Source organism: Streptomyces sp. NPDC057877 (genome assembly GCF_042796855.1).
Taxonomy (GTDB): domain Bacteria; phylum Actinomycetota; class Actinomycetes; order Streptomycetales; family Streptomycetaceae; genus Streptomyces.
This window is the reverse complement of the sequence record NZ_JBHVMS010000005.1, coordinates 684,496-697,870: the sequence shown is the minus strand read 5'-3', so window position 1 is coordinate 697,870 and position 13,375 is coordinate 684,496. Positions and strand designations below refer to the sequence as shown.

The window sequence follows — 13,375 nt, the reverse complement described above, 5'->3', positions numbered from 1 at the left end:
GCTCCTCGACGTCCGGGCGCCAGGTGCGTCCGGCGGCAGTACAGCCCCGCCGGGAGCGGGGCGCCTCTACGCGCACCGGGAGTGCACGACATGCAAAAGCGAACCCTCGCCCGCCACGGCCTCCGTGCCGGTTGGGCTCACCCCTACGCCACCGGCCCTTTCGACCCGTACCTGTACGCCGACGGCGGGGACGGAGACGACTCCGGATCCGACGGCGGGGACGGCGGGAACGATGACGGGGCAGGCGACGACGACCAGGACGACGACGCCGGCGGGACCGGCAATGACGACCAGGACGACGACGCGAGCAAGGGCGGGGGGCAGAAGCCCAAGCCGAAGCCCCCGGCGAAGAAGCCAGCCGACGAAGACCCGGCCGCGACGATCGCACGGCTCCAGAAGGAGCTGAAGCAGGCGAACGGCGATGCGGCCAAGGCGCGGACGACCGCGAAGCGGGCTGCCGCCGACGAGGCCCGAAACGAGCTCGTCCAGGAGCTGGGCAAGGCGCTCGGCCTGATCAAGGACGACAAGGACACCCCACCGGACCCGGCCGCGCTCAAGGCGCAGATCGAGTCCGCGACGGCCGCCCATCGGTCGACCGCCCTCGAACTGGCGGTGTACCGCGGGGCGGCCAAGGCGGGTGTCGACCCGGACGCGATCACCGACTCGCGCGCCTTCATGGCGTCGATCAAGGATCTCGACCCGTCCGACGAGGGGTTCGCGAAGGCTGTTCAGGCCGCCATGAAGAAGGCGGGCGAGGACAACCCGAAGCTCAAGGCCGCGCCCGCAGCGCCGGACCGTACGAGCAGTGATTTCAACGGTGGGGCCGGGAGCTCCTCCGATCCCGACGACATCGACACCATCCGCTCGGAGCGCCGCAAGCGCCGAGCAGGGTAGGAGGTAAGACCCCATGGCCAACCAGTTCCTGACCGCGCAGCAGATCGCGCGCCAGGCCCTCGCCAACCTGTACGAGACCACCATCATGGCGTCGCTCGTGCACCGCGACTACGAGCCGGAGTTCAACCGCAAGCAGGGCGACGCGATCACCATCCGCAAGCCCGCGGTCTTCACGGCCCACGAGTACGACCGCTCGCAGGGCATCACCATCCAGGCCGCGCAGGAGGGCTCCATCAACATGGAGCTCAACCACTTCGCGGACGTGAGCTTCGCGGTCACGTCGGAGGACATGACCCTGCGCGTCCAGGACTTCGACGAGCAGCTGCTCACCCCCGCCCTGGAGGCCATCGCCCAGAAGATCGATCGGGACGTCCTCGCGCTCCGCGACGACATCACCGAGGAGGTCGGCGACGCCACCCCGAACGCCGCGGGTGAGGACTACACCGGCTACAACGGCGACTACCCCTGGTCGGACTCCCGTGTCCTGATCCAGGCGGGCGCCGTCCTCGACACCAAGAAGGTGCCGGGCATGCAGCGGTCGGTCGTCACGGGCCCGACCACGAAGTCCCGGTGGGTGGCCGAGAAGGTGTGGCGGTCCGCGGACCGGCGCGGCTCCACCGAGGGCCTGCTGGAGGCGTCCATGGGCGGCCGGGTCTCCGGCTTCGACCCGTACTGGACGCAGAACATCGGGCAGCCCGCCCAGTCCCCGGGCTCGGGCGAGCCGACGACCGAGGTCAACGTGGCGTTCCACAAGACGGCGTTCGCGCTGGCGTTCCGGCCGCTGGAGCTGCCGCAGGGTGCGATCGACGCGGCGATGGTCCCGTACAAGGGCTTCGCGCTGCGCGTGGTCCGCGACTACGACGTGAACCTCAAGCAGATGGTCATCAGCATCGACTGCCTCTACGGCACGAAGACGCTGGACGCCAACCGCGCGGTCCTGATCAAGGGCGCCGACGCCTGATCCCTGCACGGCCGCCGCGCGAACCGCGGCGGCCGGACCCCTTACCGACCCCTCGCCATCGAGGAGCGAACCCATGGCGTACCTGCGCCGCATCGTCACCCAATCCATCCGGCTGACCGGCTCCCCGGTCGCCTCCGCCACCCACGTCGTCTGGCGCGCCCCCGTGGCCTGCACCGTCACCAAGGTCCACGGCTACCGCACCGGCGGGGCCGCGGCCGCCGTCAACGCCAAGATCGGGTCGGACGACGTCCTCGCCGCCGACCTCACCGCCGGGAACGGCACCTTCACCTCCGGCACCCCGACCGGCACCGCTGGCGACATGGCCGCGGGCGAGGTGCTGTCCCTGGAGGTCGCCTCGGGCGACGCCACCCTGGTCGTCATCCAGGCGGACATCGCCATCGACGCCGACGTCAACGACCTGCCGTGACGGAGGCCTCCACCATGAGTAAGTTCGTCTACCGCAACGAGAACACCGGCGACGTCGTCGAGTACGACTACCGGTCGCCGCGCCTGGAGATGCTCCCGAACTGGGTGACGCTCCAGGACCCGGAGGCAGAGGCAGAGCCGGAGCCGCCACACGCGTCTCCCGCCTCGGAGACGTCCCAGGAGCAGCCCGTCACCCCGCCGGTCGCGGAACCGGTGGAGCCGGAGCCCCCGGTGGTCGTCGAGCCCGTCGGCCTCAAGGGACCTCAGGGACCCGAGGGAACTGGCGCAGGAGGGGACGGCAGCGGGGCGGACGCAGCACCTGAGCGTCCGGCCCGCTCCGCGCCGAAGGCCGACTGGGTGGACTACGCCCGCGCCCGTGCGCAGGACTCCGACGAGGAGGCCACGATCGACGGCCTCACCAAGGAGCAGCTCATCGAGCAGTACGGAGGTGACAGCTGATGTCTCCGCTCTCCTCAGGAGCAACCGTCGCCGTGTCGGCGAGCGGCGAGCTGACCTCCGCGCTGGACCTCGGCACCGGCCGGGCATCGCAGATCCTCGCTCGGAAAATGGTGCTGGGCAGCGGCACGGGCGCAGGCAAGGCGGACCGGATCTGGTCCGACACCAGGACCCTGGCGGCCAGCGCAACCGAGGACCTGGACCTCGCGGGCGTGCTTCTCGACGCTTACGGCAGCACGGTCACCTTTGCCCGGATCAAGGGCCTGGTGATTGCGGCGGCCGACGCGAACACGAACAACGTGATCGTCGGGGCGGCGGCGTCCAACCCCTGGGCGACGCTGCTCGGCGCGACGCACACGCTCACGCTGAGGCCGGGGGCCTTCGTGGCACTCGGTACCGGCAAGGCGGATGCGACGGGCTACGCCGTCACCGCTGGCACGGGCGATCTGCTGAAGGTTGCCAACTCGGCTGGCGGCACGCCCGTGACCTACAGCGTCCACATCATCGGCGCGTCCGCGTAGCCGATCAGCTCGCCGAAGGGGGAGCCTCAGGCCGGGGCTCCCTCTTCGTGATGACCTGCCATGCACGCCGTCGACGTCTGGCTGGGTGCTCGCGGCGTCGACCGCGGGGCCGTCGCTGACCACATCCGTATCCGGGCCGTCCCTGACGGCGTCCAGCAGTGGAGGTGGCTAATGCCCGAGGTGGGAGACCTGGTCACCGCGCAGCTGGTGGTCGCCCCGTACGACGAGACGACCTCGGCGGCGCTGTCGGTGACGGCGCCGGACGGGACCGTATCCACTCCAGTGGCGACGTCGACGGATGGCGGGCAGACGTGGACGGCGCCGCTTACCTACACGGCGGCCGGTATCTGGCTGCTGCGGTGGACCGTCACGGGCACCGGTGCGTCGGTGGAGACCGAGACGGTGGGCGTGGCCCCGGCGCCCGCGACGATGGCGGATGTCCGCTCGTACGCGACGACCACGCAGCTCGCGAACTTCCTGCGGGCGGCGCCGCCGCTCGACGCCGTGCAGTTGCTGGAGCGCGCGACGCGACTCCTCGACAGCGACTTCCTCAAGGCCGCGGTGTACGACGAGGACGACGAAGGCATGCCGACCGACCCGGTCGTGGCCGCTGCTTTCGCCGAGGCCGTGTGCAGTCAGGTCGAGTTCTGGGGCGAGGTCGGCGTCGAGACCGACGTGTCCGGCCCGCTCCAGGGCGTGGCGATCGGATCGGTGAACCTCCAGTTCGGTGCTGGTGACACCCGCTCCAGCCCGGACTACTACGCGCCCGGCATCTCGCGTGCGCTCTCCAGCGTCCCGGCCGACAAGCTCCGCTGGGTCGCCTTCGCGGATGGCTTCGGATGGTGAGGCGCATCCCCCGCCGCTACCTGATCCACGAGGTCAAGGTGGAGGCGTACATCGGCGAGTCCAGCACGGGCCCGCTGTATGGGCCGCCGGTCGCGGTGCGGTGCTTCCTCGACGAGCAGACCCGCGCGGTCCGCTCCCCGGGCGGCGAGCAGGTCACCTCCACGTCGACCGCGTACGCCGACCTCGCCACCGAGGCGCCAGCCTTGTCCCGCGTGACGCTCCCGGGCGGCCGGACCACCACGGTCATCCAGGCGAAGCGTCGCGACGGCGGCCGTCTTGGCACCCCCAACCACCTGGAAATCCAGCTCGAATAGAGGGGGCCGCCGTGGCGCAGTCTTTCCGGCTCGACTTCGACGCCAGCAATGTCCAGCGGGAGTTGCGATCTGCGGCCGCACGAGGCGTGTACCTCGGTGCCGAGCACGTCCTGGGCGTCAGCAACGACCGGGTGCCGCTCGACGAGGGCACGCTTCAGCACTCCGGGACGGCCAGCGTCGACGAGGCGAGCCTCACCGGGATGGTCAGCTACGACACTCCGTACGCCGTGCGGCAGCACGAGGAGATGGACTTCGAGCACGCGCCCGGGCGCGAGGCCAAGTTCTTGGAGAACGCCCTCAATGCCGAACGCGCCGTCGTCCTGGCGCTCGTCGCTGCCGAGATGCGGCGGGCACTCCGGTGAGCGGCGAGGCGCACGACGCCAACCTCCTCCAGGGCGTGGCCGAGCTCCTGGCGGCCGAGGACGTCGGCACCTACTCCCCGTCCGCCGCGCTGCCCGCTGGCGCCACCGGGATCGTCCTCGGCCGTGTGCCGGACGGCCCGGACCGCGTGCTCGGTCTGACCCCCTATCCGGTCGCCGACGACGACTCCACGGACTCGGTGACCGGCATCCAGGTGCGCATGCGCGCGGGCACGAACCCGCTGGACGTCGTGCAGCTGGCGAACGACGTGTTCACCGTCCTGCATAACCGCCGGAGCTGGGACGCCCGCGGTGTGCGGGTGGAGATCTCCTGGCGCAACAGCCAGGCGTGGATCGGTCAGGACTCCCGCGGTCGCGAGGAGCTGACCAGCAACTACTACTTCCGGACCTTGCGGGCCGGAGCCCCCCATCTGATCGACTGAGGAGGACCTGATGTCCACTCCCGTAGAGGAGAACGAGCTCGCCCGCGAGTGGCGGCTTGAGATCAACATGGGCACCGACGAGACCCCGGACTGGCAGCTGTGCCCCGGGGTGAGGGAGTTCCAGCCCGCGTCGGAGCCGAACATCGAGGACTCCAGCGACTACGACGGCGAGGGCTGGGCGGGCAACGAGAAGACCGCCCAGTCCTGGGAGATCTCCTGCACGATCCGCCGTAAGGCCAACAAGAGCGTGAAGGTCTACCACCCGGTGCACGAGGCGATCAGGCTTGCGCACTTCGCGTATGGCGACGCCAACAAGATCCGTCTGCGGTACATGAACCGCGACGGGCTCCCCGAGGCCTACCAGGGCAAGGCGATCCCGAACTGGCAGCCCGCGGGCGGCGAGTACACCGCCCTCGGCGAGGTCGAGATCACCTTCACCGGCGACGGCCCGCTCACGCCAATCACGAACCCGCTGGCGCCCTGATGGCAGAGAACAGCACTCCGTTCGAGGCGCTCGATGCCTTCCTCGACGACTACCTGGAACTCCCCGTCAAGGGAGGCGATGGCCAGACCCGCCTGTACCGGATCGAGGACCCGTCCGCGGAGGACGGCATCAAGATCGAGCGCATCACCACCATGGCGGCTCGCCTCGCCGCGGGCGGCAAGCGCCCGGACACTCGGGTCCTCGACGACGAGGAAGAGAAGGACCTGTTCCGGATGTGCCTCGGGGACACGTACGACCAGCTCCTGGCCGACGGCGTGAAGTGGGCTCCCTTCAAGCACACTGCCATGACCGTCATGTTCTGGGTGGTGAGCGACCGCGAGACGGCCGCCGAGTTCTGGCGGACGGGCCAGCAGCCGGGAAAAGCGCAGAATCGGGAAGCCCGGAGAGCGCAGGCGAAGCGCGCTACCTCGGCGTCGGGCGAGGCGAGTACGACCCGGTCACCGGCCTCTACGAGTGGTACGAAGGCGGGCTCCCGACGCCGCGGCGGGCGCGGTCGGGGTCGCTCAAGAACCTGACCTGGGAAAAGCTCCTCGCCCAGTGGCACCTCATTGAGGCCGACCTCCACGACACGTACGGCATCGACGTGGAGTCCGGCATCCTCCAGCAGCGCTCATGGCGCTGGCTCCAGATCCGCATCGGCGGACTGCTCTGCGCGGAGACCCGCCTGCGGCGGCACTTCGCGCCACCTCCTGAGGACCCCAAGCACCAACGCACCCGCAGGAGGTAGCCGTGGCGCTGACCGTTGGCGAGCTCAACGCGATCCTCTCCATCGACGACAGGGCAGTGAACCCCGCCCTGCGCCGGGCTGAGCAGGCGCTGCGCCAGTCCGGGCAGCGCATGGGCGACGACGCGGACGCCGAAGGCGAGCGGATCGGCCAACTGCTCGGGCAGGGCCTGGTCCGTGGCGCTGACGGCCAGTGGCGGACCATGCGCGGCGAGCTGGTCGACGCGGCCACCGCAGCCGTAGCCGAGGCCGAAGCTGTCATGCGTCGCGGCGGGCAGCGGATTGCGGCGGCGGCCGGAGACGCAGGCGACCAGGCCGGGGACGCACTCGCCGACGGTGTGGCCGAAGGAGCCGATGCCGCTGTCGATCAGGCGTCGTCGCGCATGGACCGGCTGAAGTTGGCGGCTGCGGGGGTCGGCGTCGCGGCGGGCGCGGTCCTCATGTCGTCCTTCCAGGAGGCGCTGAACCAGTCGCAGATCACGGCGCGACTGGGTGCCCAGCTGGGGAAGACCCCGGCCGTAGCGCAGCAGTACGGCAAGGCGGCCGGGCAGCTGTTCAAGGACGCGGTCGTCGCGGATTTCCAGGAGGGTGCGGACACGATTCGGGCGGTCGCGGCGGAGGGGCTTCTCCCGCCTGATGCGACCACTGCTCAGATCGCGGCGATTGCTACGAAGGCGGCCGACCTGGCGAGTGCCTTCGAGATTGATATGCCGATGGCTGCGCAGGCTGCCGGTATCGCGGTCAAGACCGGACTCGCGAAGAATTCCCAGGAGGCTTTCGACCTTATTGCGGCTGGGATGCGGGGGCTTGGTCCGGCCGGTGAGGACTTGATCGAGACGGTCAACGAGTACGGCGTCCAATTCGCGAAGAGCGGCCTTTCGGGTCGTACTGCGTTCGGCCTGATGCGGCAGGCCATTCAGGCTGGCTGGAAGGACACCGACAAGATCGCGGACGCCTTTAAGGAGCTGGAGCTCCGGGTGACGTCCGGCGGGAAGGCCCAGGTCGATGCTCTGAAGTCGGTGGGTCTGAACGCCGACGAGATGATCAAAGAAGTGTCGGCGGGCGGTAAGCGCGGCGAAAAGGCCATGGCGAAGATCCACGACTCGATCGTGGAACTCGGACCGGAATCCGATGTCGCCAAGGTCGCCATTCAGGAGCTTTTCGGCGGACCAGGCGAGGACTTGGGAGCCGCCTTCTTCAAGCTGAACCTGCACACCGCCGCGAAGGAAATGGGGAACACGGCGGGGGCGGCCGAGGAACTCGGCGACGGGCTGCGAGACAACGCGGGCGCCAGGGTCACGCAGTTCAAGAACACCATGCAGCAGAACCTGGTGGAGTTCCTGGGCACGGAGGTTATCCCGCGGCTGGAGGGCGTGTTCGGCTTCGTCCAGGAGCACTCGGGGGTGTTCCTGGCGGCGGCGGCCGGGGTAACGGCGCTGGGTACGGCGTTCGCCATCGCGGCGATCGGCGTCTGGGCGATGAACTCGGCGATGCTGGCGAACCCCATGTTCTGGATCATCGCCGGAATCGCTGTCGCGGTCGCCGGTCTCGTGATCCTCATCGTCACCTACTGGGACGAGATCAAGGGCGCCACCCTCGCCGCGTGGGACTGGGTGGTCGCCAAGCTGGTGTGGGCGAAAGATGGGATCCTCGCCGCGATCGACTGGCTCGGCACCATCCCCGGCAGGGTCGCGGGCTGGTTCGAGCAGGCCAAGACGTGGGCGATCGCCCGGCTGGCCGCCCTGCTCGCCTGGGTGATCGGGTTCCCGGAGCGCATCCGTTCCGCCCTGTCCGGGCTGCTCGGCGTCCTGCACCAGCGCGCCACCTCCAGCTTCCAGGCCTTCCGCGACGCGGCCGTTCAGAAGGCGCTCGCGCTGGTCAACTGGGTGCGCGGACTGCCGGGCCGGATCGCCCGCGGCATCGGCTCCCTGACGTCGCTGCTGTACGGCAAGGGGCAGGACGTGGTGCGCGGCCTGTGGAACGGCATCCGCTCCATGGGCGGCTGGCTGCGCTCGACCCTGATCGGCTGGGCCAAGGACATGGTGCCCGGCCCGATCGCGAAGGCCCTCGGGATCTCCAGCCCGTCGAAGGTCACCGCAGCGCAGGGCCGGTGGATCGCCCGCGGCCTGGTCGACGGTCTCACCGGCAGCACGAAGCAGGTCAAGTCGGCGGCCTACAAGCTGACCGACATCGTCAAGGACGCCCTGGCGGGGAAGCGGGAGCGCGCTGCCCTCAAGCGGATCAACAAGGACGCCAACAGCCTGGTCTTCCTCGCAGGTTGGGATGCCAAGGTGGCGTCCCAGCTCAAGGACGCGAAGAAGAAGCTCGAGGACCTGCGGAAGACCCGCCAGAAGCTGGTCGACGACGTGAAGAAGGGCGTCCTCGATGACGCCGACATCACGAAACAGGACACGGGCGGATGGCCGCAGACGGCGGAGACGATCCTCGCCGGTCTGAAGCAAGACACCGCCGCGGCCATCCAGTTCGCGAAGAACCTCGCGACCCTCAGGAAGAAAGGCGTCCGTTCCGACCTGATCGCACAGATCGCGCAGGCCGGTGTCACCGGCGGGGCCGCGTCGGCGGCCGCCCTCGCCAACGCGAGCGGTTCCCAGGTGAAGGCCATCAACTCGCAGCAGTCGGCGCTCGTCAAGGCCGCTGGACAGGCCGGGGCCACGGCCGGTGACGCGATGTACGGAGCCGGGATCCAGGCCGCACAGGGCCTGGTGAAGGGCCTGGTCAGCCACCAGAAGTACATCGAGTCGACGATGCTGCGGATCGCGAAGGGCATGTCCAAGAGCATCCGCAAGGCGCTCGGAATCAAGAGCCCGTCGCGGGTGATGGCGCTGGTGGGCCGGTACACGGCGCAGGGCTTGATCCGCGGGATGGACGGCCAGCGCGCCGCGGTCAACCGGACCATGGCGTCCCTCGTCGACACGCCCGCGCCCGGCTCGTGGGACATGGCCAGCAGGCGCGCCCGCCGTGACGCGGTCAATCGCACGGTCATCGAATTCCGGTCTTCGGGCCGAGGCGTTGACGACTTCATCACTGAGAGCGCGAGGCGAGGCATCCGGAGAAAGGGCGGCGGTGACGTCGACCTGGTGCTCGCGGGCCGTAGGAAGGGCTGACGATGGCATTTCCCGAGGACCCGCTGGGCGCCGAGGTGGCATTCCAGATCGACGGAGTGTGGACGGATGTCACGCCGTACGCGCAGCTGCGGGACCCCATCACCCACCAGCGCGGGCGCACGGGTGAGGGGCAGGCGGTCGACCCGGCCTCCTGCTCCCTCACCCTCCGCTCGCCGAACGGCCTGTTCTCCAACCGGAACCCCAGGTCGCCCTACTACGGGAGGCTGCCCCGCAACACGCCCATGCGGGTGTCCGTACACGCGGGCCCCCCGCGCCTGCTGCTCCCAGATGGGCTCTCCGCCTACGCGCAGACGCCCGACGTTGCCGCACTCGACATCACCGGGTCGATCGACGTCCGCGTCGAGCTGGAGGTGGCCAACCTCCAGGGCGCTGGCAACGTACTCCTCGCCGGGAAGTACGACGCCACCAACGGCCAGCGGTCCTGGCTGATGATGGTCAACAGCGCGGGAGAGCTTCTGCTCCGGCGCAGCCTGGACGGCACCACGGTCGTCACCATCGGATCGACAGCCCCGATCCCCATCCCCCCATCCGGACGGGTCGCCCTCCGAGCCACCTGGGACAACACGCTGGGGCAGTACCGCTTCTACACCGCGCCCAGCATCGGCGGTGCGTGGACCCAGTTCGGTCCAACTGGCTTCGGCACTCCCGCCGCCAGCATGTTCAACTCGAACGCGCCGCTGCGGGTCGGGGATGTCGTCGTCTCCGGCGGTGTCGCCCCCGAGGGCTCGATCTACGCCTTCCAGCTCCGAGACGGCATCAACGGCACGCTGGTCGCGTCGGTCGACTTCACCACGCAGACCATCGGCGCCACCTCCTTCACGGACGCGACCGGCAAGACATGGACGCTCGGCGGCTCGGCGTCGATCACCAACCGGCAGATCCGCTTCTCCGGCGAGTACAGCGACTGGCCAGCGCGCTGGGGGAATGCTGGCCACCTCATCCTCGTTGAAGGCGAGGGCGCTGGCATTCTCCGCAGACTGAACCAGGGCACGAAGCCGCTCCAGTCGACCTTGCGGCGGCGTATCCCTTCCGACTCGAGTCTGCTGGCGTACTGGCCGATGGAGGACGACGCCGAGGCGACCCAGGCGTACAGCCCTATCGCTGGTGTGAAGCCCATGAAGCTGGCCAACTTCGAGATGGCCAGCGACGACAGCTTCGCCGGATCGGCGCCGCTGCCTGTAGTGCAGGTCGGCGCGAGTATGTCCGCGGAGGTCCCCGCGCCTGCTGTGGGCACGGGTCCGTGGCAGGTCGAGATGGTCTACCGCATCCCCACCGCGCCGGGCGCGCTGGCGACCTTCTTCGAGGTGCACACCACGGGCACTGCGGTCCGCTACACCGTCCAGGTGCAGACGAACAACGTGCAGGTCAAGGCCTTTGATAGCGAGGGAACGCAGCTCTTCTTCATCAACTCGACGGCGGGTAGCACGCCCAGCTTCTTCGGCAGCGAGAACCGGGTCCGGCTCTTCGCCCGGCAGAACGGGGCAAATGTCAACGTCGACATTGCCTGGCTCAGCGTCTCCGCCAGCGGCGTCTTCCAGACCACCTCGTTCGCCGGACAGGTCGGCACGGTCCGGCGGGTCAGCAGTTCATTCGGCGCAGGGATGGACGGCACCACGATCGGGCACCTCGCTGTCTTCCAGGCCACCGACACCAAGATCATGGATGGTGCGGACGACGGCTACCAGGGAGAGACAGCGGCGGCCCGTCTGCGGCGCCTCTCCGTTGAGGAGGGCTTGCCGATCCTCGTGACCGGCGTCCAGAGCGAGACTGCGCGGATGGGCCCGCAGCGCCCCGCCACGTTGCTGGAGCAGCTCGACCAGTGCACGGGGGCCGATGGCGGGATCCTCGTCGAGGACCGGGATCGGCTCGGTCTGCGCTACCGGGGCCGGACTTCGTTCTACAACCAGACGCCAGTGTTGACGCTGCCGTTTGAGTCTCGCGGGCTGTCGGGTGTCGACCCGGTGGAGGACGACCAGGCGGTGCGCAACGACGTCACCGTGGAGCGCATCGGCGGTTCGTCCGGCCGGGTCGAGGTGACGGAGGGGCCGCTGTCCGTTGACGTGGTCGGCCGCTACGACGACGCCGTCACCCTCAACGTGTACAGCGACGGCCAGACGGAGCCGATGGCGGCCTGGCTCGCCCATCTCGGTACGTGGGATGAGGCCCGGTACCCCGAGGTGACGATCCGCTTGCACCGGGCTCCGGGGCTGATCCCTGCGGTGCTCGGCATCACCGAGGGTGACGTCATTCGCATCACCGACCTGCCCGAGGGGCTGCCGCCCGGACCGGTCGATCTGCTAGTGCAGGGGTACCGGGAGCGCATTGGGGTGCGCACGTGGGAGATCACGTTGGTCTGCGCCCCCGCTGGCCCCTACCAGGTCGGTGTGGTGGACAGCTCCACGGCGGGACGAGTCGACGCCAATCCCGGCGGAAGCACCCTCGCGCTGGCGGCGACGGCCACCGCCACGCAGCTGGTCGTGCACACTCCGGCGGCCGGGCCCGGCCCGCTCGGCGCACTGCCCTGGATCACGTCCATCGACCGGCTCACGTCCAATCCCGACTTCGAGGTGGACTTGACGGGGTGGGCGCCGTCCGGGGGCACGATTGCCCGCGTGCCCACGCCCGGCCCGGCGCCGTGCGGCGGGGACTGGAGCCTCCAGCTCACACCCACCGGCGCCGCTGCCAGCGCGTATGTCGAGTCCAACCAGGTGATGGGCATCGTCCCCGGTGCGGCCTACACCGTGCACGCCTGGGTGCGGTGCGCGGCGAGCAGGACGGTCAACCTGAACGTCAACTGGTTCACGGCCGGGGGCGCTTACGTGTCGACCACGGGCATCAGCACCGCCGTCCAGGCCAACACGTGGACGCGGATGACCGGCACGCTGACCGCACCGGCCACCGCCGGGCGGGCGACCCTGCTGCCGACGATGACCGGCACCCCGCCCAGCACGCACCAGCTGCTGGTCGACGTCGCCTACATCAGCGACAGGCGCCCGGGTGCCTACGCGAGCGACTTCCCCTTCGACATCCGGCTCGGCGGGGAGGTGGCCCGGGTCACCGCGTGCCAGCCCGTCGGCTGGGACGACTACACCCGGACATTGGCCAACACCTGGGGGACGTCCAGCAGCGGCCTGGCGTGGGGCGAGAACGGCGGCGCCGCCTCCGACCGGTCCGTCACCGGCAGCGCCGGGGTCATCACCCTGGCATCGGCCCCGGCGACGGTGCGCTTCCAGCGGCTGGTCGCGAACGTGGCCGACTGCGAGGTGCTGGTGCGGATCAGTTCCTCGCAGATCGCCACCGGCGGCAGCATGCTCCCCGGCGTCCTGCTGCGCTACGTCGACGGCAGCAACTACTACCGCGCCCGAGTCCACTTCGGGACGAGTGGGGATCTTTTCGCGTCGGTCACCCGAGGGGTCACCGCGGTCGGGAGCGCGCCCCTGCTGCCGTACACCTACACCCCCGGGGCCTGGTTCTGGCTGAGGGCGAGGATCACCGGGCAGCGCGTGCAACTGCGGGTGTGGCCGGACGGCCAGCCGGAGCCGCCCACCTGGCACAAGGACGAGACCGTCGTCACCGACCCCATCGCCTCAGGCCAGGTCGGCGTGACCGGGTCCGCGTTCGACACCAACACCAACGTCAGTCCGGCGTTCAGCTACGACGACTTCCGGATCGTCACCCCGCAGCTGATGACCGTGCAGCGGTCCGTCAACGGCATCGTCAAGGCCCACCAGGCAGGCGCCGAGCTGCGGCTGGCGCAGCCCGCGGTTGTCGCCCTGTAGG

14 protein-coding genes are annotated in these 13,375 nt (G+C 69.7%); all 14 read left to right on the top strand.

The annotated features are described in order from the left end of the window. Positions 1–90: 90 nt before the first annotated feature. On the top strand, positions 91–894 hold the full coding sequence (locus tag ACFVQG_RS18185) for a hypothetical protein (RefSeq protein WP_383383556.1): 804 nt from the start codon (positions 91–93) through the stop codon (positions 892–894). Positions 895–907: 13 nt separating this feature from the next. Next, positions 908–1,855, top strand: coding sequence for a P22 phage major capsid protein family protein (locus ACFVQG_RS18180; RefSeq protein ID WP_383383553.1), 948 nt, complete (start codon positions 908–910; stop codon positions 1,853–1,855). 73 nt (positions 1,856–1,928) lie between these two features. Beyond that, positions 1,929–2,282, top strand: coding sequence for a hypothetical protein (locus tag ACFVQG_RS18175; RefSeq protein WP_383383551.1), 354 nt, complete (start codon positions 1,929–1,931; stop codon positions 2,280–2,282). Between the two features lie 14 nt (positions 2,283–2,296). Further along, a complete protein-coding gene (locus ACFVQG_RS18170) occupies positions 2,297–2,740 on the top strand; it encodes a hypothetical protein (protein ID WP_383383548.1) in 444 nt (147 codons plus the stop codon). Beyond that, the gene (locus ACFVQG_RS18165; protein WP_383383545.1) at positions 2,740–3,258 is read left to right on the top strand and encodes a hypothetical protein; all 519 of its coding nucleotides are present in this window, start codon (positions 2,740–2,742) and stop codon (positions 3,256–3,258) included. Before ACFVQG_RS18170 ends, ACFVQG_RS18165 begins: the two co-directional genes overlap by 1 nt. Before the next feature lie 171 nt (positions 3,259–3,429). Continuing rightward, a complete protein-coding gene (locus ACFVQG_RS18160) occupies positions 3,430–4,104 on the top strand; it encodes a hypothetical protein (RefSeq protein ID WP_383383543.1) in 675 nt (224 codons plus the stop codon). After that, positions 4,098–4,418, top strand: coding sequence for a hypothetical protein (locus ACFVQG_RS18155; RefSeq protein WP_383383540.1), 321 nt, complete (start codon positions 4,098–4,100; stop codon positions 4,416–4,418). The genes ACFVQG_RS18160 and ACFVQG_RS18155 overlap by 7 nt, the downstream gene beginning before the upstream one ends. Before the next feature lie 11 nt (positions 4,419–4,429). Then, entirely contained in the window at positions 4,430–4,780 is a 351-nt protein-coding gene (locus ACFVQG_RS18150) for a hypothetical protein (protein ID WP_383383537.1), read from the top strand. Then, positions 4,777–5,220 (top strand): minor capsid protein, encoded by a 444-nt coding sequence (locus tag ACFVQG_RS18145; RefSeq protein WP_383383534.1) that lies wholly within the window; start codon positions 4,777–4,779, stop codon positions 5,218–5,220. The genes ACFVQG_RS18150 and ACFVQG_RS18145 overlap by 4 nt, the downstream gene beginning before the upstream one ends. A 10-nt stretch (positions 5,221–5,230) precedes the next feature. Further along, a complete protein-coding gene (locus ACFVQG_RS18140; protein WP_383383532.1) occupies positions 5,231–5,704 on the top strand; it encodes a phage tail tube protein in 474 nt (157 codons plus the stop codon). Beyond that, positions 5,704–6,240 (top strand): hypothetical protein, encoded by a 537-nt coding sequence (locus ACFVQG_RS18135; RefSeq protein ID WP_383383529.1) that lies wholly within the window; start codon positions 5,704–5,706, stop codon positions 6,238–6,240. The genes ACFVQG_RS18140 and ACFVQG_RS18135 overlap by 1 nt, the downstream gene beginning before the upstream one ends. Before the next feature lie 68 nt (positions 6,241–6,308). After that, positions 6,309–6,452, top strand: coding sequence for a hypothetical protein (locus ACFVQG_RS18130; RefSeq protein WP_383383526.1), 144 nt, complete (start codon positions 6,309–6,311; stop codon positions 6,450–6,452). Between the two features lie 2 nt (positions 6,453–6,454). Further along, positions 6,455–9,574 (top strand): phage tail tape measure protein, encoded by a 3,120-nt coding sequence (locus tag ACFVQG_RS18125; RefSeq protein ID WP_383383523.1) that lies wholly within the window; start codon positions 6,455–6,457, stop codon positions 9,572–9,574. Positions 9,575–9,576: 2 nt separating this feature from the next. Next, on the top strand, positions 9,577–13,374 hold the full coding sequence (locus tag ACFVQG_RS18120) for a carbohydrate binding domain-containing protein (protein WP_383383520.1): 3,798 nt from the start codon (positions 9,577–9,579) through the stop codon (positions 13,372–13,374). Position 13,375 lies beyond the last annotated feature (1 nt).

Coding starts and splice junctions, on each gene's coding strand:
- ACFVQG_RS18185 (WP_383383556.1), top strand. CDS start 91: ATGCAAAAGCGAACCCTCGCCCGCCACGGCCTCCGTGCCGGTTGGGCT.
- ACFVQG_RS18180 (WP_383383553.1), top strand. CDS start 908: ATGGCCAACCAGTTCCTGACCGCGCAGCAGATCGCGCGCCAGGCCCTC.
- ACFVQG_RS18175 (WP_383383551.1), top strand. CDS start 1,929: ATGGCGTACCTGCGCCGCATCGTCACCCAATCCATCCGGCTGACCGGC.
- ACFVQG_RS18170 (WP_383383548.1), top strand. CDS start 2,297: ATGAGTAAGTTCGTCTACCGCAACGAGAACACCGGCGACGTCGTCGAG.
- ACFVQG_RS18165 (WP_383383545.1), top strand. CDS start 2,740: ATGTCTCCGCTCTCCTCAGGAGCAACCGTCGCCGTGTCGGCGAGCGGC.
- ACFVQG_RS18160 (WP_383383543.1), top strand. CDS start 3,430: ATGCCCGAGGTGGGAGACCTGGTCACCGCGCAGCTGGTGGTCGCCCCG.
- ACFVQG_RS18155 (WP_383383540.1), top strand. CDS start 4,098: ATGGTGAGGCGCATCCCCCGCCGCTACCTGATCCACGAGGTCAAGGTG.
- ACFVQG_RS18140 (WP_383383532.1), top strand. CDS start 5,231: ATGTCCACTCCCGTAGAGGAGAACGAGCTCGCCCGCGAGTGGCGGCTT.
- ACFVQG_RS18135 (WP_383383529.1), top strand. CDS start 5,704: ATGGCAGAGAACAGCACTCCGTTCGAGGCGCTCGATGCCTTCCTCGAC.
- ACFVQG_RS18120 (WP_383383520.1), top strand. CDS start 9,577: ATGGCATTTCCCGAGGACCCGCTGGGCGCCGAGGTGGCATTCCAGATC.